The 21,329-nt window shown below is 58.4% G+C and carries 19 protein-coding genes; 12 read left to right on the forward strand and 7 right to left on the reverse strand.

Annotated elements, in window-relative coordinates; genetic code table 11:
• Positions 1-18 precede the first annotated feature (18 nt).
• Entirely contained in the window at positions 19-1,071 is a 1,053-nt protein-coding gene (locus tag QSK43_RS08085) for an ABC transporter ATP-binding protein (protein WP_332303013.1), read from the forward strand.
• 157 nt (positions 1,072-1,228) lie between these two features.
• Positions 1,229-2,035: a glycosyl transferase gene (locus QSK43_RS08090; protein WP_332303014.1), complete on the forward strand. Its 807-nt coding sequence runs from the start codon at positions 1,229-1,231 to the stop codon at positions 2,033-2,035.
• A gap of 270 nt (positions 2,036-2,305) precedes the next feature.
• Here QSK43_RS08090 and QSK43_RS08095 read toward each other — a convergent pair whose 3' ends face one another.
• The 4 genes from QSK43_RS08095 to QSK43_RS08110 are packed head-to-tail and all read right to left on the reverse strand — an operon-like array spanning position 2,306 to position 5,796.
• Complete coding sequence (locus QSK43_RS08095) at positions 2,306-3,043, reverse strand: ABC transporter ATP-binding protein (protein ID WP_332303015.1); 738 nt, start codon at positions 3,041-3,043, stop codon at positions 2,306-2,308.
• Positions 3,040-3,885, reverse strand: coding sequence for an ABC transporter ATP-binding protein (locus tag QSK43_RS08100; RefSeq protein ID WP_332303016.1), 846 nt, complete (start codon positions 3,883-3,885; stop codon positions 3,040-3,042). Before QSK43_RS08100 ends, QSK43_RS08095 begins: the two co-directional genes overlap by 4 nt.
• A complete protein-coding gene (locus tag QSK43_RS08105; protein WP_332303017.1) occupies positions 3,872-4,771 on the reverse strand; it encodes an ABC transporter permease in 900 nt (299 codons plus the stop codon). The genes QSK43_RS08100 and QSK43_RS08105 overlap by 14 nt, the downstream gene beginning before the upstream one ends.
• On the reverse strand, positions 4,768-5,796 hold the full coding sequence (locus QSK43_RS08110; protein WP_332303018.1) for an ABC transporter permease: 1,029 nt from the start codon (positions 5,794-5,796) through the stop codon (positions 4,768-4,770). The genes QSK43_RS08105 and QSK43_RS08110 overlap by 4 nt, the downstream gene beginning before the upstream one ends.
• Positions 5,797-6,000: 204 nt before the next feature.
• Between QSK43_RS08110 and QSK43_RS08115 the strand changes: the two genes are divergently transcribed.
• The 9 genes from QSK43_RS08115 to ligD all read left to right on the forward strand — a co-directional run bounded on the left by QSK43_RS08115 (position 6,001) and on the right by ligD (position 17,957).
• Positions 6,001-6,714 carry a FadR/GntR family transcriptional regulator gene (locus QSK43_RS08115; protein ID WP_332303019.1) on the forward strand — a complete coding sequence of 238 codons (714 nt, stop codon included), beginning with the start codon at positions 6,001-6,003 and terminating at the stop codon, positions 6,712-6,714.
• 66 nt (positions 6,715-6,780) lie between these two features.
• Positions 6,781-7,761, forward strand: coding sequence for a mannonate dehydratase (locus QSK43_RS08120; protein WP_332303020.1), 981 nt, complete (start codon positions 6,781-6,783; stop codon positions 7,759-7,761).
• A 124-nt stretch (positions 7,762-7,885) separates the two neighbouring features.
• Positions 7,886-9,424 (forward strand): ABC transporter substrate-binding protein, encoded by a 1,539-nt coding sequence (locus QSK43_RS08125; protein WP_332303305.1) that lies wholly within the window; start codon positions 7,886-7,888, stop codon positions 9,422-9,424.
• 171 nt (positions 9,425-9,595) lie between these two features.
• Positions 9,596-10,693: a hypothetical protein gene (locus QSK43_RS08130; protein ID WP_332303021.1), complete on the forward strand. Its 1,098-nt coding sequence runs from the start codon at positions 9,596-9,598 to the stop codon at positions 10,691-10,693.
• 189 nt (positions 10,694-10,882) lie between these two features.
• On the forward strand, positions 10,883-13,225 hold the full coding sequence (locus QSK43_RS08135; protein ID WP_332303022.1) for a bifunctional diguanylate cyclase/phosphodiesterase: 2,343 nt from the start codon (positions 10,883-10,885) through the stop codon (positions 13,223-13,225).
• A gap of 195 nt (positions 13,226-13,420) precedes the next feature.
• Entirely contained in the window at positions 13,421-14,314 is an 894-nt protein-coding gene (locus tag QSK43_RS08140; RefSeq protein WP_332303023.1) for an SDR family oxidoreductase, read from the forward strand.
• A gap of 32 nt (positions 14,315-14,346) precedes the next feature.
• Positions 14,347-14,634, forward strand: coding sequence for a hypothetical protein (locus tag QSK43_RS08145; protein ID WP_332303024.1), 288 nt, complete (start codon positions 14,347-14,349; stop codon positions 14,632-14,634).
• Positions 14,631-15,461: a non-homologous end joining protein Ku gene (ku, locus tag QSK43_RS08150; protein WP_332303025.1), complete on the forward strand. Its 831-nt coding sequence runs from the start codon at positions 14,631-14,633 to the stop codon at positions 15,459-15,461. The genes QSK43_RS08145 and ku (QSK43_RS08150) overlap by 4 nt, the downstream gene beginning before the upstream one ends.
• Positions 15,462-15,464: 3 nt before the next feature.
• A complete protein-coding gene (gene ligD / locus QSK43_RS08155; RefSeq protein WP_332303026.1) occupies positions 15,465-17,957 on the forward strand; it encodes a DNA ligase D in 2,493 nt (830 codons plus the stop codon).
• Between the two features lie 4 nt (positions 17,958-17,961).
• Here the strand turns inward: ligD and ku (QSK43_RS08160) are convergent, their stop codons facing one another.
• From ku (QSK43_RS08160) to QSK43_RS08170, 3 genes are all read right to left on the reverse strand, one after another.
• Complete coding sequence (gene ku / locus QSK43_RS08160; protein WP_332303027.1) at positions 17,962-18,753, reverse strand: non-homologous end joining protein Ku; 792 nt, start codon at positions 18,751-18,753, stop codon at positions 17,962-17,964.
• Between the two features lie 99 nt (positions 18,754-18,852).
• A complete protein-coding gene (locus tag QSK43_RS08165) occupies positions 18,853-19,857 on the reverse strand; it encodes an inorganic phosphate transporter (protein WP_332303028.1) in 1,005 nt (334 codons plus the stop codon).
• A complete protein-coding gene (locus QSK43_RS08170; RefSeq protein ID WP_332303029.1) occupies positions 19,857-20,501 on the reverse strand; it encodes a DUF47 domain-containing protein in 645 nt (214 codons plus the stop codon). Before QSK43_RS08170 ends, QSK43_RS08165 begins: the two co-directional genes overlap by 1 nt.
• 113 nt (positions 20,502-20,614) lie before the next feature.
• Here QSK43_RS08170 and QSK43_RS08175 point away from each other — a divergent pair, with 113 nt between their 5' ends.
• Positions 20,615-21,151 carry an NUDIX hydrolase gene (locus tag QSK43_RS08175; protein ID WP_332303030.1) on the forward strand — a complete coding sequence of 179 codons (537 nt, stop codon included), beginning with the start codon at positions 20,615-20,617 and terminating at the stop codon, positions 21,149-21,151.
• Positions 21,152-21,329 lie beyond the last annotated feature (178 nt).

A 21,329-nucleotide genomic window follows, 5' to 3' on the forward strand; every position in this document is an offset into this window, starting at 1 on the left:
AGAACCGGAAATTTGTCTATGGCTCACGTTATTCTCTCCGACATCCGCAAAAGCTATGGCGCGGTGAAAATCATTCATGGCATCGACCTCGACATCAGGGATGGCGAGTTTGTCGTGCTTGTTGGGCCTTCCGGCTGCGGCAAGTCCACCCTGCTGCGGATGATAGCCGGTCTCGAAACCATTACCGGCGGAGAACTCAGGATCGGCGAACGGCTCGTCAACGATCTCGACCCCAAGGACCGCGATATCGCCATGGTGTTCCAGTCCTATGCCCTCTATCCGCATATGACGGTTGCCAGCAACATGGGGTTTTCGCTCGAGCACCGTGGATCGACGAAACAGGAAATTGCTGAAAAGGTGAACTGGGCAGCGGATGTCCTCGGCCTTACGCAATTGCTCGACCGTTATCCGCGCCAGCTCTCCGGCGGCCAGCGCCAGCGTGTCGCGATGGGCCGCGCCATCGTGCGCAATCCGCAGGTGTTCCTGTTCGACGAACCCTTGTCCAACCTTGACGCAAAGTTGCGCGTCGTCATGCGCGGCGAGATCAAGGCGCTGCATCAGAAACTGAAAACGACCACCATCTATGTGACGCATGACCAGGTCGAGGCGATGACGATGGCCGACAGGGTCGTGGTTCTCAATGGCGGCAGGGTCGAGCAGATCGGCACGCCGCTTGAACTTTACGACCGCCCGGCAAATCAGTTCGTTGCAGGCTTCATTGGTTCTCCATCGATGAATTTCCTGTCCGGCAGGGTAACCGAAAGAGGCTTCGAAACGGCGGGTATCGTGTTGCCCCTGCCAGTCTATGCAGCCGGTTTCGGGGGTAAAAAGACCGTCTACGGCATTCGTCCTGAACACTTCGTTCTTGATGCTGGCGGTGTGCCGGCTGAGATTATGCTCATCGAACCATTGGGATCGGAAACGCAGGTCACCATGAAACTCGGCGATTCCAGGGTGCTCGGCGTTTTTCGGGAACGCATAGGGCAGGCAGTCGGCGACAGCATGATGGTCTCGCCGACGCTCAACTGCATCCATCTGTTTTCGGATGAAAACGGAGACCGGCTGAACTGATTTAATCCCCCAACCCGATCAAGAGAATCTGAAGCTATGCCGAACTCTTGCTGGCTAACGAGTTCGATTGATCTCGGTAAGAATCGTGTCTAAAACGAGAGCTACTTCCACATGTTCGTTGTAGTATTCAGGCGAATCCGTTTTCTGGACCGATTACATGGTTAAGCAGGTTATTTGCATAAATTGGGGTACGAAATACGCTGCGCCCTATATCAATCGGCTTTATGCTATGGTGGCAAGAAACATAACGCCACCGTTTACATTTACTTGTTTCACAGACAAGCGCGAAGGAATTCGTTCTGAGGTCCTGTGTGAAGATCTTCCTGCTATCAACTACGAAATTCCACCAACAAAACGAGGTATATGGCCCAAGTCGCGCCTTTGGGGAGAAAAGCTGGGATCGTTGTCGGGGGTAGTCCTTTTTCTGGATCTGGATCTGGTTGTAACAGGCTCACTGGACCTTTTTTTTACCTACGGTGATCCTGAAGATGTAATCCTGTCTCGCAATGCGGCCAAGCCGTTCGAGCGTCTGGGGCAAACATCGGTCTATCGTTTTCCCGTTGGAAAGCTCGTCCCGCTCCAGAAGAAGTTTGCGGCCGATCCCCTTGGTGTTGCTGAGGAATATGGCTACGAGCAGCGGTTCGTTACGCGCGAAGCGCCGGGTGGAATCAAGTTTTTTCCCAGAAGATGGATACGACATTTCCGTTTTCAGTGTTTGCTGCCGTTCCCGCTGAACTTTTTCCTTCCTGCCAGACTTCCGACAGATGCAAAGATTGTCATTTTCCCAGGGGATGTCCTGCCCGAAGATGCTATCTGCGGGGGATGGTCAGGCCGTCAGGGGATTTCACTCAGGCAACATCTGAAAGCATTTGTGGATGACGGCATCCGTCGAAAGCGCCCGTTCCAGTTCCTGCGTCATTTCATGCGCCCGGTAAAATGGGTTGAGGATCACTGGCGCGAATAGAGAAGATTGTGGACGGACCTTTTGAGATTTCACATCCCTGGATTTATTGCTTCTCAACCTGATCGGATTTTGAAGGTGTGGCGGAGCCTTGCGCTCTGCTTTAGCACACGTGGTGCTTTGTGAAGGGTCGGCCCCGCCTGCATATCACAGGCGCGATGGCCACATCGTCATCATAGATGAGCGAGCGCTAAGACCGGAGCAGTTCCAGATGTCTGGCTGTGGGTAATCTTTTCCCCGCTGGCCATTCTTCCCATTCTCGCGAAAGAGATTTTAAAGGAAGCTGCTTTCGAACAACTCGCCTGAATAGGCTGCGTGGGTAATGCCCGCTTCAAGATCGGCCCTGGTCAACTCATCGACAAAAACGCCATTCTGCATGACCAGAACGCGATCGCACATATGGGCGATTACCGACAGGTCGTGGCTGACGAGAACGAAGGTCAGGTTCTGTTCCTCACGCTGGTCGGCCAGCAGGTTCAGAATTTCCGCCTGGATGGAGACGTCGAGCGCGGATGTCGGCTCGTCGAGAAGCAGGATCGGCGGCTCGAGGATCAGGGCGCGGGCGATCGCCACGCGCTGACGCTGGCCGCCGGACAGTTCATGCGGAAAGCGCTCGGCAAAATGTGCGGGCAGGCCGACCTGTTGCAGGGCAGCCGGGACTTTCGACCAGCCGTCACCAAGCCCCATGGAGCGGATCGGTTCAGCAAGAGCCCTGCCGATGCGATGGCGTGGGTGCAGGGAACCATAGGGGTCCTGAAACACCATCTGCGCCAGCTTCAGCTCGCCGCGGCTGCGGACTTTGCCGACGGGTTTGCCTTCGAAAGCGATCGATCCGGTCCAGCTGGATTCGAGACCCGCAAGCGACCTCAGCAATGTCGATTTGCCGCAACCGCTTTCGCCAACGATGCCGAGAGTTTCGCCTCGGTTGACTTCAAAGCTGACGTCGCGCACGACGTGATTGCGGTTTTCCTTCGTGCCGTAGACGACATCGAGCTTGTCTACCGTGATCATCGCATCACCTCCGCATCGATGGCCTGGCGATCCAGCACCTTGAGGCGCCGAACCGGGTTGCGGGGATCGGGCATGGCCGCGATCAGGCCCCGCGTATAGGGATGTTGCGCATCTTCGAGCTTGGAAAGCGTCTCCACCACGCGTCCGCCATACATCACCAGCACGCGTTCGCAGAAGGCGGCGACCATGCGGATGTCGTGGCTGATGAGGATGAGGCCCGAATCGTTCTCGCGCACCATCTCGTCCAGAAGCAGAAGGACATCCTTGCGGACGCTGACATCGAGGGCCGAGGTCGGTTCGTCGGCGATGACAAGCTTTGGCTTGGCGAGCAGCATCATGGCGATCATCACACGCTGCCCCATGCCGCCCGAGATCTGGTGCGGATAAAGCCCCATCACGCGGTCCGGGTCGTTGATGCGCACGCGCAGCAGCATGTCCCGTGCGGCGTTTCTGGCGGCCTTGCCCTTGAGGGCCAGATGCAGCTCGGCCGCTTCCGCCACCTGCTTTCCGATCGGCAGGACCGGATTGAGCGAATAACGCGGGTCCTGCATGATGAGCGCCATCTCGCTGCCGCGGATCGCACCCATCTGGCGCTCGGATTTTTCAAGCAGGGGTTCGGAAAGGAAATCCATCCGTTCTGCCGTCACCGTCGCGCTCTTGGGCAGAAGGCGCATGGCGGCGCGGCCGGTGGTGGACTTTCCGGACCCGGATTCACCGACGATGCCGACGCGCTCGCGTCCGACGTCGAAGTTGACATTGGAGACGGCGGGGATGGCGTTGCGGCCGAAGCGAACGTTTAGGTCGCGGACCGAAAGAATGGGGGAGCTATCAGGAACGGGCATGACGCGGATCCAGTAGGTCGCGCAGCGTATCGCCAGCGATGTTGAAGGCAAGGCTCGTCAAAAGGATCGCGATGCCGGGCATGACGGCGACCCACCAGTAATCGAGCATGAATTTACGGCCGCTGGAGATCATCGCCCCCCATTCGGGAAGCGGCGGCTGCGCGCCGAGACCGAGGAAGCCAAGCGAGGCAGCCGTCAGGATAATGCCGGCCATGTTCAGCGTCAGTCGGACGATAACCGAGGGAATGCACATCGGCGCGATATACAGAAACAGAATGCGCATCGGCGAGGCGCCGTAGAGGCGTGCGGCCGCAACATAATCGGTGTTGCGCACCACCAGAGCTTCGGCACGCGCCAGACGCGCGATGGGTGGCCAGGCTGTCAGCGAGATCGCGATGATTGCGGTGCCAAGTCCGGCTCCCATTGCGGCGGCAAAGGCGAGCGCCAGGACGAGCGAGGGGAAGGAAAGGACAATATCCGTCGCGCGCATCAGAAAAGCGTCTGTTCGACCGCCGAAAAAACCGGCCATGACCCCGATTGCAAGCCCGATCGGGCCGACGATGACCGAGACCGACAAAACGGTCTGGATCGTGATGCGGGTGCCATAGACAAGGCGGCTGAAAATGTCGCGGCCAAATTCGTCAGTTCCTGCCAGATGTGCCCAGCTTGGAGGCTGAAGCGCGTTGTCGAGCGCCTGTCGCACCGGATCGTAGGGCGCAATGAGCGGAGCGAAAATGGCGACGACGACCAGAATGGCGAGAATGGCAAAGCCGAACATTCCAAGTGGCTCGTCGCCAAGCTTCCGCAACGTCCGCGCTGTTGTTGTGGAGATCCGCGACAACGCGCTGCGGCTCCGCACGGGATTGTTCTGAGTGATATCGGTCATCGGGCGACCTCCCGTGTTCGCGGGTCAAGCGTGGTATAGGCCACGTCTGCGAGGAAGTTGAGCATCATGAAGATGAAGCCGATGACGATCGTGGCTGCGAGGATCGCATTCATGTCACCGATAAGCAGCGCATTCGTCATATATTGTCCGATACCGGGCCAGGAAAAGACGATCTCCGTCACCACGGCTCCTTCCAGGAGGTTGCCATAGGAGATGGCGAGGACGGTGATCAGCTGCACCGCGATATTCGGCAGCACGTGGCGGGTCACGGTACGCGCCGGGCTGACGCCCTTCGCACGCGCTGCGATCACATAATCCTGACTGAGCTGCTCGAGGGTGAAGGCGCGTGTCATGCGGGTGATGTATGCCATGGCCATATAGGCGAGGATGATCGCCGGCAGCATGATGTGGGCGAGTGCGTTCCAGAAAATTTCCGTCTCACCTGCGAGAAGAGTGTCGACCAGCATCAGCCCCGTTCTCGGTTCCACGAGGCCTTCGTAAAAGACGTCTACGCGGCCGGGACCCGCGACCAGATTGAGGTTCGCGTAAAAAATCACAAGGCCGACGATGCCGAACCAGAAAACCGGTATCGAGTGCCCCACCAGCGCAAAGACACGTGCGAACTTGTCGATGAACGTGTCGCGGAACAGGGCCGCAGCGAGACCCAGCGGCACGCCGATGACTGTCGAGATGATGATCGCCAGCGTCGCCAGCTCCAGTGTGGCCGGGAAGGCCTGCGCCAGATCCCGCGTTACCGGGTTTCCGGTCAGGATTGCGATCCCGAAATCGCCGTGCAGCAGGCCGCGAAGATAGATGAAAAACTGCTGGTAAAGGGGGAGGTCAAGCCCAAGCCGAACCCGCATGGCTTCATAAGCTTTGGGATCGGCAAGCTCACCGACGATCGCTCCGACGGGGTCGGTCGGCATTACCCGGCCAATGATGAAGGTAATGCAGAGCAGGATGAAAAGGCTGACGACAAGTTGCAGAAAACGATGTCCGAGCCCGCGCAGTGAAATTTCAGTCATAGAAGGTCGCACTTCCGCAAAAGACAGTGTCTGCAACCGCGCCATCGCGAACCGTTCGCCGCAGGCACGCAATTCTACCTTGCAAAAACTTTTGATGGTACTTCATCCCAACTCCTCCCTGAGTTAACATGAAAGATATGATGTGCCGTTACGTCATAATATGAGTAACGAAGGGATTCGTTTTCTGCAAGGGGGAAGAGTGGCATGATGGGCGATAGGCCAAAACCGCGGGAGCGGCGGGCGCAACAGATCATCGATAAACTCAGTGCAGAAATTCGCAGTGGAAAATTAAAGAACGGCGATCAGCTTCCAACGGAACCGCAGCTCGAACGCACCTACAGCGTGAGCCGCACGGTGGTGCGGGAAGCGATCGCAGATCTGCGCTCTGCCGGCTATGTCATCCCCATCCAGGGCAAGGGCGTATTTGTCAGCAACGCTAGTGAGTGGGCCGGTGTCAAGCTCACGCAATCGGAAGTGGGGACAATCGCAGAAACGCTGGAAATGCTGGAGTTCCGGCTGGCAACCGAAGGGGAGGCAGCGGCAATCGCCGCCTATCGCCGCACAGCCCAGCAGGAAGCGGCAATTTCCGCCGCTCATCGCAAAATGGCCCGGGCCATAGATGCGGGCGAAACGACAGTCGATGCCGATTACGAATTTCACACCGCCATCGCGATAGCGACCAATAACCGCTTTTATCTTGAGGCCTTGCACCAGTTCGGCTCACGCTCGATACCGCGCGGTCAGTTTCCCACGCTGCCCGAAACGGGTGACGCGAATTATCTTCGCAAAGTGCAGGCTGAACACGAGGCAATCCTGCGCGCCATCGTCGAGCAGGATCCTGACGCGGCGCGAAAAGCCATGCGTGAACATATGCTTGCCAGCCAGCGTCGGTACAGGCTGCTCTCTGAGGCGCAATAGCATCTCGACACTCATCTTATTTCATGCGATGTCATATGATGACTAGCATGGAAAGGGAGAGAATCGATGTATGTCGGCACCCAGGTGACAGCGCGCGACGACGATGATTTTAAGGTTTGGGCGCAGCTCGGCGTCAGGAATATCAACGCCGATCCGCCTGGAGCACCCGCAAGCTGGACGTTTGAAGACTTTGAGCGTCACCGTGACAAGGTCGAGAGTTTTGGCCTTGTCCTCGACATGGTGCAGTTGCCGCTGCCGTCCCGGCCGATCGAGCAGGCCTCGTTCCCAGATATCCTGCTTGCCGGGCCCGAGCGCGATCGGCAGATCGATGCCGTCTGCAAGATGATTGAGGATATCGCCAGAGCCGGTATTCCGGCGGCGAAATACAACCTCAACCTCATCGGCATTCCGCGCACTGAAATGGAGCGTGGCCGCGGCGGTTCGCTCAATGAAGCCTGGCGTTGGGACAAGGCGGACCATAATGCGGCTCCGGGCCTTGCCGGTGTTCTGTCCGAAGACGAAAACTGGGAACGCATCGACTATTTCCTCGAGCGCGTGGTGCCGGTCGCCGAAAGCAACAAAGTCCGCCTGGCGTGCCATCCGCATGACCCCTACACCCCGCCGGGTTATAAGGGCGTCACCCGGGTGCTCGGCACCGTCGAAGGCCTGAAGAAATTCGTGCAGATGCGGGAAAGCCCCTATCACGGCCTGAATTTCTGCCAGGGATCTATCGGCGAGATGCTCGACAATCCACGGGAGGAGATCGATGAGGTCATCCGCTGGTTTGGCAGTCGCGACAAGATCTTCAACGTCCACTTCCGCAACATCAGCGGCGGCAAGCTGTCGTTCATGGAGACGTTTCCCGATGAGGGCGACATGGACATGGTGCGCTCGCTCAAGCTCTACCATGAACTCGGCTATCGTTACATGATCATGCCCGATCATGTGCCGACGATTGCGGGCCGCGATCCCGTCGGTGTCGCATTCGGGTTCTGCTACGGCTATATCGCCGCGCTTATCGAGGCGCTCAACAACAACTACCTTTGACTGTTTCAGGCCGGTTGGCGCGTCGTGGCGTCGCCGGCTTCACAAATGTAATTACCGATCTGTAGGAGGAGCAGGTATGAGAAAATCAATGATCCGTCTCGCATTCACCACCGTTCTGGGCGCCATGCTCGTGCATGCGGCCCCGAGTGCCGCCAAAACACCCAACGACCAGCTTATCATTGGAACGTCGCTGGCGCAGGTTCTGTCGCTTGACCCCCATCAGGCTACCGAAGCGAAAGCAAACGAGATCATGGCCAATCTTTATGATCGCCTGATTTCGGTGGACGGCACGGGGAAGGTTTCGCCGCAGCTTGCGGAGCGTTGGGAGACCGATGACAAGGGCATCACCTTTCATCTTCGCGAGGCCAACTTTGCGTCGGGTAATCCGGTGACGTCTGCTGACGTTGTTTATTCGCTCAACCGCCTGTTGAAGATGAACCAGGCGGCGGCCGCCAACCTCAAGCGGGTTGGTTACAACGCGGAAAATGTCGACAAGCTTGTGACTGCCCCGGACGAGAAGACGGTTCACATCGGGCTGTCCGGCGAAACGACGTCAGAACTGCTGCTCTATCGTCTGGCCATGGTCATCGCCAGTGTCGTCGACAGCAAGGAGCTCAAGTCCCATGAAGTCGATGGCGACTGGGGCAATGGCTGGCTGAGAACGAAATCCGCCGGTTCCGGACCCTTTACGCTCAATCGCTGGTCGCCGAACGAAATCATCATCCTTGAGGCCAACAAGGACTACGTCGCCGGCGCACCAAAGATGCGTCGCGTCATCGTGCGCCATGTACCGGAGAGCCAGGTGGAGCGCCTGATGCTGGAGCGAGGCGACATCGACATCGCCAGCGCGCTGACGGCCTCCGACCTTGCGATCTTCAACAACAAGGAAGGTTTTCAGATCCAGCGCGTTCCGACTGGCGGCTTCTACGTCCTGTCCATGAATGCCGGAAAGGAGCCTTTGTCCAATCCCAAGGTCCGCGAAGCGATTGCCTATGGCATCGACTACAAGGGAATGGAAAAGACCATCATGGGCCCCTATGGCCGGGCGCGTACGGTGCCGGTGCCGGAGAATTTCGAATATGCCATCCCAAGCCCCGACTGGAAGCTTGACGTCGAGAAGGCGAAATCTCTTCTCAAGGAAGCCGGTTATGAGAATGGTTTTACGCTCAACCTGAAGACGATCGCCCAGACGCCACGTATTGATCTCGCCACCGCGATCCAGGCGTCGCTCAGCCAGGTCGGCATCAAGGTGAACATCCAGCAGGGTAACGGCTCGGATGTGATCGCGGCGCACCGGGCACGGGATTTCGATCTGCTCATTCCGCAGACCGGAGCCTATATGCCCAACGTCCTCGGCTCCATGGAGCAATTTTCCAGTAACCCCGACAATTCGCTTGCCGCCAACAATGCCGGCAATTTCGTCTGGCGCTCAGCCTGGGATATTCCGGAACTGACCGCTCTGACGGCGAAGGCTTCCCTTGAACCCGATTCCAAGAAGCGTGGGGAAATTTACACCCAGATGCAGGAAATGTTCGTTGCACAGAAGCCAGCGGTACTGCCGCTGTTTGAAAGATACGAACCCATCGTCCTGACGTCGCGCGTCAAGGATTATGTCGGACATCCCAGCCAGACGACCCGGCTCGAAAACGTGACGAAGCAGTGACTGCAGTGGACTAAGTGGGAGAATGTGACGGGCGGTTTTCTACCGCCCGTTTTTTTGTGGTTCCTTAGAGTTGCGACAGGTTCCTGAGCGGGCTAGACCGTCCGGCGATCTTTTCCTATCGGAAGAATCGCAGACCCCGATCGCTAACATCCATAGAGTGCATTGGTCACTATGAGCTTCCCGCAGATAACTCTTCCTTTTAGGCCGCTTAGCTTGAAGCGTGGCGTCATTACCGTGCCGGCGGCCTATTATTTTTCGATCCCGGTATTGCTGGCGATAACGATCGTCATGCTCGTCGCCGAAGGCCCGGGTGTATTGCGCGATTACCAGATCAGCCGCGACCCGCTGGAAATTGAAGGCGGCGATATCAACGGTAGTTGCAAGACACGCAAGGCAATCTTTACGACGTGTGAGGCAGACCTTTCCTACGAATATGCTGGAGTGAGCTACACGAAGGATGTCGAGGTCATGTTCATCGATTTCCACTCCGGCGACTATGAAACCGGTCTGGTCATTTCCGCGACCAATCCCGAACTTGCTACAATTTCCCTCGGCCTCGATATGCTGTGGAACAGGACCATCACCCTCAGCGTATTTGTAGCCCTGCTCGGCTTCGGCAGCGTCGCCATGTTGTTTGTACTTGCCCGCACATTATGGGTTCGCCTGCAGCTACGGCGTCCTGCGTCATTGACGGTTATTCCGGTAGCGCTGACGGCGGTCAGTGAAAAACGCAGTCGTCTTTTCGTTACCTATTCGGACACGGTCAGGGAAGGAAGGACCAAAAGGCAATCGTTCACGCATCTGGAAAGAGGACGAATTCCACTCGTCGTTGATCACACCGGAAAACACGATGTTGCGCTGGCGGTGTGGCACGCCAGGGCTGCGCTGCCCGTTTTGCTTGACGATCAGCTGGAACGAATTGACCTGTCGGAACGGGAAAGAATGGAAGCCCTGGCTTCACTTGGCCCGGTGCCTGCTCAGCGGGAGCAGGAAGGCCCGGCCGACCCAGACGCGACAAGAGCCCCAAGCCTGGCACGTAGACTGGCGACTTTCTCGGCCATCGTGGCCTTTATCTTCGTTGCGGTGTTCGGTTACTGGATCTGGTACGTTACCAGCGCTCCTTCACAATTCAGCTCTCCGGGCATGGACCTCAACAATATGATGCCCGCCGCTCTCAATGAGTGGGGTTGCGATCGTCTACAGGAGCGCTTTGCTGACGGCCCGGCGCCCTTTGGATGCACCGGTGATGATTATCGAAGCTGGAAGTAAAGGCCTTTTTCACTAACCTTACTCGGGCCGACCGCATAAACCCTGGGTGGCTGGCGCGGGGTCCCTACATGCTCCTGCACCTTGGCGACGAGGACATATTCTTAATCACTAGTTGCATTAGAGATTTATAAATAAACCAACTCCATAGTGCGATCTTGAGCGGTTCTTCACTGGCTGGAAGAGGGCACTATGTTTACGGTTCTGGAATGTGTTGCCGTACAACATGATCGGGCGATCGTGCTTCTTGCGGCGTCTATCTGCCTGCTCGGCATGCTCGCTTTTTTTCACCTGTTGTTGCGCGCTGAAGAAAGCCCAGCTGGCCGCAAGCCTTACTGGGTGCTGGTGGCCGCCTTTGCCGCGGGGCTCAGCGTCTGGGCAACACATTTTGTCGCCATGCTTGCCTATGAGGGTACGGTTCCGATCGGCTTTGATTTCCAGTTCACGGCTCTTTCGGCGGTTCTGGCCGTGCTGGGTTTCTTGCTGGCACTCAGGGTCCGCGCGCAGGCAAGCTATGGTCCCGTTATCGTCGGAACGCTGGTAACCATCTCGGTGGCCATCATGCATTTCGTGGGAATGGCGGGAATGGATGTGGCAGCCACCATCAGCTACCACTGGGGTCCGGTTTTCGGCGGCTTTGTCGTTACCTGGGTGTTTTTTCTTCTGGCCTTTTTCCTGTTCCGCCGTCCCGGCGCGTGGAAGCAGCGCATTCTCATTCCGGCCGGATGTTCTATCCTGGCTATTTGCGCGCTGCATTTCACCACCGTGTCAGCCACGGTCCTGTCGCCGGATCCGTCCGTTTCTGGCCCGGATCCCGACAGCCTCACCAGAGTGATCATGATCGGTGCCGTTTCCGGCGTGACTTTCCTCATCCTGGCAGCGACCGCCACCGCAGCTCTGGTAGACCGCTACCTTGTCGATCTCAAAGGCCTTGTCGATGCAACGCTGGATGGTCTTGCCGTGGTGCGCGATGGCCGCATTGTCGAGCTTAACACGCGCTTTGCCGGGCTTCTTGGCAGCGACGAAGCCTCGTTGATCGGTAAAAATCCCGATGATCTTTTCAGAGCCGTCGACGGACAGCCCACCTATCTGCCGCGCCAAGCGCCCGTGGAGGCGATCCGCGAGCGCGCCGACCGGGCGCAGGTGTTCGAGCTCGCCGTGCGCACGATCGAATATCGCGGCCACCCGTGTGAAGTGCTGGCCATTCGTGACCTGACGGAAAAGCGGGAGGCGCAGCGCGAGATCGAATATCTGGCGCGCCACGATGTTCTGACGGGGCTTTCGAACCGTACCATGTTCCAGACGAGGCTCCGGCAGCAGATCGAGCATTGCGGTGCGGAGGACGAGTTCGCCCTGCTGGCGCTCGATCTTGATCGGTTCAAGGCCGTCAATGACATCTTCGGCCACGCCGAGGGCGACCGGGTGCTGAAAAAAGTCGCCGCTATTCTCGATGAATGCGCAAGGGCAGGCGATATCGTCGCGCGTCTCGGCGGCGATGAGTTCGTCATCCTGACTGCCCGACATACCAGGTCGGAGGAGGCGCGTCTTCTCGCCGAGACCATACTCGCCATGTTCGGACTGAAAATGAATGCCGCCAACGACCCGACCGCCGTCGGCGTCAGCATCGGCATTGCAGTCTTCCCGCGGGATGGCGCGAGCGACGAAAGCATCATGCATGCAGCCGATCTGGCGCTCTACCGTGCGAAGCTGGGCGGGCGCAGCATATTGGCTTTTTACGATCCACTTATGGATCAGGAGGCCCGCGAGCGCCGCCAGCTCGAAACGGATTTGCGGCTGGCCATTAATCGCAATGAGTTGCTGCTGAACTACCAGCCGGTACTTTCCGTAGAATGCGGTCAGGTCGTCGGGTACGAGGCGCTGGTGCGCTGGCAGCATCCGACAAGGGGCGTGGTGCCGCCGGATATCTTCATTCCGATTGCCGAGGAAAGCGGGATCATCATCTCGCTCGGTGAATGGGTGCTGCGCGAGGCCTGCCGTCAGGCAAGCACCTGGGCGCCACATCTGAAAATCGCCGTCAATGTCTCGCCGTTGCAGTTCTCGCTGGCAAATCTCGGCCATGTCGTCTGCTCCGTCCTGATGCAGACCGGCCTCTCGCCGAACCGGCTGGAGCTCGAAATCACCGAAGCAGCGTTACTGAAGGACCGCAAAGCGACGCTGACCATTCTCAACCAGCTGAAGGCGCTCGGTGTCGCCATCGTCATGGACGATTTCGGCACCGGTTACTCCTCGCTCAGCAATTTGCAGAGTTTCCCCTTCGACAAGATAAAAATCGACCGCAGCTTCATCGCCGCCATGAGCGAGGATGACAATGCCCGCGCCATCGTGCGTGCGGTGATCGGCCTTGGCCGCAGCCTCGATCTGCCGGTGACGGCGGAGGGTATCGAAACCGATGAACAATACCGCATGGTGGTCGATGAGGGTTGCGCTCAGGCGCAGGGCTATCTCTTCGGCAAACCGGGTATGGTGCCCGCCGAGGCCAAAAGCGCTGCCAAGCGGAACAAATATTCCGTTTGAAGAAGAGTGCGGTGAGTTGACGCCGTTGCCGTCATTCCCAGAGCCCATGGAACGAGAGCCGGTCAAGATCGTTAGGTTAGCGTGTGGCGCGACCGTGTTGCGGGCGCCGGCCCGACACCAGACGACGGACCCGATCCGAGTACGTTTGTTACGGAACGCGCCACAGATGGACATTCTATCTATGGAGAAACCGCGATGACAGACCGCCTCGAGCCGCAGGATCCACGCAGCCAGTATCCGCGCCCGCCCTTTTCGACACCGGCACAGGAAATGCCGGGTCTGGTAACGAACATGACGCCTTTCCCGGATCACGGGGAAAAGACTTATCGTGGTACGGGTAAACTTGCCGGCCGCAAGGCGCTGATAACCGGCGGTGATTCCGGCATCGGCCGCGCTGTGGCCATCGCCTTTGCAAGAGAAGGCGCGGATGTGGCTATTTCCTATCTTCCGGAAGAGGAAAGCGACGCAGAGGAGGTCGTGGCGCTTATCGAGAAAGAGGGCAGGGTAGCGGTGGCATTGCCAGGCGACGTCACCAACGAATCCTGGTGCCGCGAACTGGTCGAAAAAGCCGTTGGCGATCTCAATGGCCTGGACATACTGGTGATCAACGCCGCAAGGCAACAATATCGCGAGGAGATAGACGAACTGTCGAGCGATGATTTCGATCGCACCATGAAAACCAATCTCTACGCGCTGCACTGGATTGCGCAGGCCGCTGTGCCCTATCTGAAGCCGGGAGCATCGGTCATCACCACGGCGTCCATCCAGGCATACGAGCCCTCCGCGATCCTGCTCGACTATGCGACCACCAAAGCCGGCATCGTCGCTTATACGAAAGCGCTTGCCAAACAGCTCATCGAAAGGGGAGTTCGGGCCAATGCGGTCGCGCCCGGTCCTTTCTGGACGGTTCTGCAGCCGAGTGGCGGACAACCGGATGAGAAGGTCAGGAATTTCGGCAAGGACAGCGATTTCGGCCGTCCGGGACAACCGGTGGAACTGGCGCCCGTTTATGTGCTGCTCGCCTCGCAGGATGCGAGCTTCATCAACGGCGAGGTTTACGGTGTGACCGGGGGCAAGGGCATCGCCTGAGGTGATGTTTCGTCCCCCTTTGAGGATTTGATATGAGACCGCAGGCAGAACGTTCAGACAGAGATGTAACGTCCTTCGATGTTCGTGACCGGCTGATACTTGCGCTTTACGCCCAGCTGAAGGCCGAGCGCCAAACGCGCGAGGCCATGGAATGGGTCATTCGCAACGGCGGGCTTTCACCGGAGGTACTGGAGGCGATAGTATCCGACCCGGTGCCGGTGCTGACGGAAGCGGACGTTCCCGCAATCGAGCGCATTCTCGCTGCCGACCGGGGTGGCGAACGTTTCTCCCGCAACGACGATCACGGACGGCGATCATGAACCGCAGGGCAAGCTGGAAAGGCCATCTGGCATTCGCCGATTTCAGCTGCGAAATCGGCCTTTATTCCGCGCTCACCTCATCCGAGAAGATCTCCTTCAACATCGTCAACCGCAAGACCGGGCACCGGGTGGAGCGGCAATATGTCGACGGTGATACCGGCGAGGCCGTCGATCGCGAAGATCAGGTCAAGGGATACGAACTCGACAACGGCGATCATATCGTCATTGAGGGAGACGAGATCGCAATGCTGATGCCGGAAAACGACAAGATCATTCGCGTCAGGCATTTTCTGGGCCGCGACGAGATCGACAAACTCTATTTCGACAAGCCCTATTATCTTGCGCCGACGCAGGAAGGCGGCGAGGAAGCCTTGACGCTGCTGGCAAAGGCCATGGACGACGAGGAGGTCGTCGCACTCGGCGAGGCGGTGCTTTTCCGCCGCAACCGCGTGGTGCTGATCCGGCCGAGCGGCAAGGCGCTCGTCGCGACGACGCTGAATTTCGGCTACGAGGTCCGTTCGCAAACCACTGTCTTCAAATCCATTCCCGATATTCAGTTCGATGACGAGATGCTGGAACTCGCCGGTCATATCATCGAGAAACGGGCGGGTACGTTCGATCCAGCGGAATATACCGACCGTTACAATGAAGCCCTGGCGGAGCTGGTGAAGGCCAAAATCGAAGGCCGGGAAATCCGCAAAACACCGCCGCGGAAAGAGGACAACGTCATCGATCTCAAGGAGGCCCTGCGTCGTAGCGCCGGTGTTGGAAAGAGCAGGAAATCCGCCTCTGGTACGAGACGTAAATCCTCCCGGAAAGCGGGCTGATCCATGGGCTTGCAGACCTATAACGCTAAGCGTCGCTTTGACAAAACGCCCGAACCCAGAGGGGCGAAAGCCGAAACGGAAGGGTCGAGCTTCGTTGTGCAAAAGCACGATGCTCGCCGGCTGCACTATGATTTCCGGCTGGAGATGGATGGCGTGCTGAAAAGCTGGGCGGTAACGCGCGGTCCAAGCCTCGATCCGGAGGACAAGCGCCTTGCCGTACATGTCGAGGACCATCCCTTGAGTTATGGCAGTTTTGAAGGTGTCATTCCGAAGGGCCAATATGGCGGCGGCACCGTCATTTTGTGGGATCGCGGCGTCTGGCATCCGATTGGTGACGCGAGGAAGGGCTATCGAAAAGGTCATCTGGAATTCGAACTGGAAGGCGAAAAGCTGAAAGGTCGCTGGCATCTGGTGCGCATGCATGGGAAACCCGGCGAAAACCGTGAGAACTGGCTTCTCATCAAGGGTGACGACGAAGAGGCAAGGCGCGATGGTGGTGCCGATATTCTGGAGGAACGGCCGGAATCCGTATCTACCGGACGCAGTGTCGAGGAGGTCGCCGCCAGGCCGAAAGACACCTGGAATTCGAAGCCCGTATCAAAAAAGGCTGTCGCTTCATCCTCCGGCAAAAAACAGGCGCATGCTCTGCCCAAAGGTGCGCGCAAACAGGCTATGCCGTCCTTCGTGCCGCCGGCGCTTGCAACATTGAAACCAAAGCCGCCCGATGGTTCGCGTTGGCTGCATGAAATCAAATTCGACGGCTATCGGCTGCAAGCCCGTCTCGATCACGCTGCGCTTCAGCTTCTGACGCGCAGCGGGCTGGACTGGACGGAGAAGTTCGGCGATGCGGTGGCAGGAGCGCTAAAGGCGCTTCCGGTGGAAACGGCGCTGGTCGACGGCGAAATCGTCGTGGAGCGCGATAGCGGCGCGTCCGATTTCTCGGCCCTGCAGCAGGATCTGAGCGAGGGGCGCAGCGACCGTTTCGTGTTTTACGCTTTCGACCTCCTGCATCTCGACGGAGCTGACCTGCGTGGCGCGGCGCTGAGCGACCGCAAGGCGCTGCTCGAAAAGCTGCTGCCAGCCGGTGACCCGCATCTCCGTTACAGCCAGCATTTCGAGGAAAGCGGTGCGCTTGTGCTTGATCATGCCTGCCGTCTCAGTCTCGAGGGTGTCATTTCCAAGGTCAGGAGCAGTAAATACGTCTCCGGCCGCAAGGGGGACTGGGTAAAGTCCAAATGCTCCATGCGGCAGGAATTCGTCATCGGCGGTTACACGCTGTCCTCGACCTCGGACCACGCCATCGGTTCGCTGGCCCTCGGCGTTTATGAGGAAGGCAAGCTGCGGCATGTCGGCCGTGTCGGCACCGGTTATTCCGGTGAAATGGCCGAGATGCTGCTCGGCCGCCTGAAGCCGCTGGAAAGCAGGGAAAGCCCCTTTGCCGAAAGGCTCACAGCACTTGCCCGCCGCGACCTCATTTTCGTCAAGCCGGAACTGGTGGCGGAAGTGGAGTTCCGTGCCTGGTCGGCGGATGGCAATCTGCGCCATTCATCTTTCCGGGGCTTGCGGGAAGACAAGCCGGCGGTTGAAATCGAACGCGAGGAAAAAGTTGTGTCCGAAACCAAGGCAGCGCAGAGCAACATCAAGTTCACCCATCCGGACCGCCTCTATTGGCCGAAGGATGGGGTGACCAAGGAAGGGCTGGCCGATTATTATGCGCAGGTCTGGCGCTACATGGCCCCCTTTGTCGTCAACCGTCCGCTGGCGCTGCTGCGCTGCCCGGAAGGCATCGATGGACCGCGTTTCTTCCAGAAACATGCATGGCGCGGGATCAACAAAGCGGTGGAGCAAATAGCCGATCCGAAGAACAAGGGCGGTGATCCGCTGATCCGCATCAGCGATTTCGACGGTGTCATGGCGCTGGTCCAATCCGCAGCACTTGAAATCCATCCCTGGGGTTCGACGACTGCGAGTTGGGAGAAACCCGATATCATCACCATGGACATCGATCCCGGCGAGGATGTTTCCTGGGAAGAGGTGATCGAAGCGGCGCTGGAACTGAAACGGCGTTTCGAAGATGCGGGACTTGCCGCCTTCGTGAAAACATCCGGCGGCAAGGGCCTGCATGTCGTCGCTCCGTTGAAACCACAGGCCAGCTGGGCCGCCGTAAAAGCCTTTGCCAAAGCCATGGCAGCCGACATGTCGAAGGCTGAACCCGATAAATATCTGGCGGTGGCGACGAAATCGAAGCGGACCGGCCGCATCTTCATTGACTATCTGCGCAACGGCAGGGGCAATACGGCGGTCGCGCCCTATTCGACCCGCGCCCGGCCGGGAGCCGCGATTTCAGCGCCGCTTGAGTGGCGGGAGCTGTCGTCGGAAATCGGCCCCGCATATTTCACCGTCAATAACTTTGGCGCCCGGCTTTCTGCTCTGAAGAAAGATCCATGGGACGGTTTTTTTGCGGCGGCCCGGCCGTTGCCGAAAAAGGCGCGCTGAACCTTCAGCGTCTTTTGTCTGCGGCAAGGCTTTTCTTCAGGGCATCCATGATGTTGATGACGTTGCCGCCTGTGCGCGCCTTCGTGCCGGTCTTCTTTTCGGGGGAAGGCGCCGTTTTACTCTTGGTTTTCAGCAAGGCGCTGATTTTTTTCTGGATCGGGTCCTGTACCAGCGCCGGTTTCCATGCCGTCATCTGTTTGCCGATGCGTTTTTCCATGGCCTCCAGCAGCGGCTTTTCTATTTTCGTCCTGGGGTCCAGCGCGTCGATGCTTTCGCGCACCTCCTCGCCATAATGCAGCGTCCACAGGATGATTCCCTTGCCGGAAGGTTCCAGCAGAACCGCCCGTTCGCGGCGGTAAATCACCAGTCGCGCAATGCCGAAAACGCCGTTCGCCGTCATGGCTTCGCGAATGACGCTGAAGGCTTCCGTGCCGATCTTGTCCTCCGGGCGCAGAAAATGCGGACGGTCGTACCAGATCCAGTCGATCGAACCGGCGGGAACGAAAGTCTTGATGTCGATGGTGCGGGTGCTTTCCAGCGCCACCGCGTCGATCTCGTCGTCTTCCAGCAGCACATAGTCATCCTCGGAACGGGGAAAACCCTTTACCTGATTTTTGACAGTCACCGGCTTGTGGGTGACGCTGTCGACATAGCGGCTTTCGACGCGATTGCCGGTTTTTCGGTTGAGAATGTGGAAGCGGTATTTGTTGCTTTCGGTGGTGGCGGGCGTCAGCGAAACGGCGGCCGTTACCAGCGACAGCTTCAGATAGCCTTTCCAGAAAACCTGCCGTGCCATGATCTGCGATCCGCTTCGTCGCCAGTGGTCTCCCGGATCAAACGGCCGCAGGGCGGGTTTTGTTCCGGGAGCACTGTCAAATCCGGCGAGGTCAGCGTGTCAGCCGAACAGCGACGTCAGCCCATAGACGGCTGCGGATATGAGGGCGGCGGCCGGCATGGTCACGATCCAGGCGATGACGATGTTGCCGGCAAGGCCCCAACGCACTGCTGACACACGGCGGGCGGCACCGACGCCGATGATGGCGCCCGTGATGGTGTGGGTGGTCGATACCGGAATGCCGAGCCAGGTCGCGCCGAACAGCGTCAGCGCACCGCCGGTTTCAGCGCAAAAACCCTGCATCGGGTTCAATCTGGTGATTTTCGAGCCCATGGTGTGCACGATCCGCCAGCCGCCGAACAGTGTGCCGAGCGCCATGGCTGACTGGCACGAGATGACGACCCAGAACGGCACGTAAAAGCTCTCTCCCAGATACCCCTGGCTGAAGAGCAGCACAGCGATGATGCCCATGGTTTTCTGTGCGTCGTTGCCGCCATGGCCCAGCGAATAGAGCGAGGCGGAGATGAACTGCATGACGCGGAAAGTGCGGTCCACCGCGAAGGGCGTCTGGCGCACGAACAGCCAGGAAACGGCGAGCACCAGCAGCAGCGCCAGGAAGAAGCCGATTGCCGGCGACATGAAGATCGCGCCGACGGTTTTCAGAAGACCCGACCAGACGATGGAATTGAAACCGACCTTTGCAAATCCCGCACCGACGAGACCGCCGATCAGCGCGTGCGACGAGCTGGAGGGGATGCCGAAAACCCAGGTGACGATATTCCAGACGATAGCGCCCATCAGCGCCGCAAAGATGATCTGCGGAGAAACGATGGCCGGATCGATGATGCCGGTGCCGAGCGTTTCGGCCACATGCAGGCCGAAAAACAGGAAGGCGATGAAATTGAAGAAGGCTGCCCATGCCACGGCATATTGCGGGCGCAACACGCGGGTGGAGACGATGGTGGCGATGGAGTTTGCGGCGTCGTGGAGACCGTTCAGAAAATCGAAGAACAGGGCGATGGCTATGAGGCCGATAAGCAGCGGCAGTGCAAGCGCGACATCCATCAGACGTTCTCGATAACGATGCCGCTGATCTCGTTCGCCACGTCCTCGAAGCGGTCGACGACCTTTTCGAGTTCGCCGTAGATCTCGCTGCCGATCATATAGGCCATGGCATTGCCGGCGACGCCGTGGCACCGGAAGAGGTCTTTCAGACCCTGATCATAAAGTTCGTCGGAACGGCCTTCGACACGGGTGACTTCTTCGGCAATGACGGACAGGCGATGCGCATTGGTGCCGACCTTTTCCAGGAGCGGAATGGCTTCGGCAATCAGGTTTGCGGCGCGCACGATCTCATGGCCCATCTCCTGCATCAGCGGGTCGAATTCCGTTTGCTCGAACAGACGGATGGTCTTGACGGTCTTGTGCATCATGTCGATCGCATCATCCATGGACTGGATGAGATCCTTGATGTCGCCGCGGTCGAAGGGGGTGATGAAGCTGCGCCGCACCGCAAGCAGCACATCGCGGGTAATATCGTCCGCCTGATGTTCCAGCGCGACGATGAGGTCGCAATTCTTCTCGACGTCGACGCCGCTCAATAGGTGGTCCAGAGCGGCGGCGGCTTTGACGACGGTTTCCGAATGTTTGCTAAACATGTCGAAGAAACGGTCCTCGCGCGGCATCAGCTTGCGAAAAATGCTCATCATGCGAATTGGCCCTCAATGGCGCTTTATCGGTTGTGGGGGGTGATTGTCATAAAACTGTCATAAATGCACGCGGGGCATTGATGCAACCCGGAAAATCAGCACTATCAACGGATATGAAATCCACGAAGAAAAGCCGGAAAGCCCGTCCGGCCCGTTCCCTGACATTGCTCCAGCAGCTTGCTGCGGTTCCAGAAAAGCTTTTCACCGGGGCTTTCCGGCAGCAATATGCTGCTTTGTGCTTCCGTTATGCCGGCAGCGGCGAAGATATCGAAATCCTCGTCGTCACCTCCCGCATCAGTGGCCGCTGGATCATTCCGCGCGGCTGGCCGATGAAACGCAAGCGGCCGCATGAGGCCGCCGCGATTGAGGCGCGGGAAGAAGCCGGCGTGCGCGGCCGGGTAAGAAAGGATGCGGTCGGCCGCTACACCTATCTTAAGATGCTCGACAATGGCGATGTCGCGCCCTGCATCGTCGATGTCTTCCAGATCGAGGTGACGGGAGCGGAAACAAGTTTCAAGGAGCGCGGCGAACGCCTGATGGAGTGGGTTCGCCCGGATGAGGCGGCAAGGCGCGTTCGCGAAATCGAGCTGAAGTCGCTTCTGGTCGACTTCCGCCCGAAGGGCAAAAGAAAGCGCCCGGCCGACGAGTGACAGCGGCCTGCGGGGTTGGAGCACCATCTCCGGGCAAAAGCTGTAATGCCGCCGTAATACGCCATGCTCAACCTTGCCCGATGAATTTTCGTCAGGTGCAATCATATGCGTTTACGTCGTGTCGTTCTCGCCTTTCTCGTACGCTATATCCATCCCGTTATCGTCTTTGCCGTACTGT

The sequence above is a fragment of the Rhizobium sp. GR12 genome (genome assembly GCF_036596185.1).
In the GTDB taxonomy this organism is placed as follows: domain Bacteria; phylum Pseudomonadota; class Alphaproteobacteria; order Rhizobiales; family Rhizobiaceae; genus Agrobacterium; species Agrobacterium nepotum.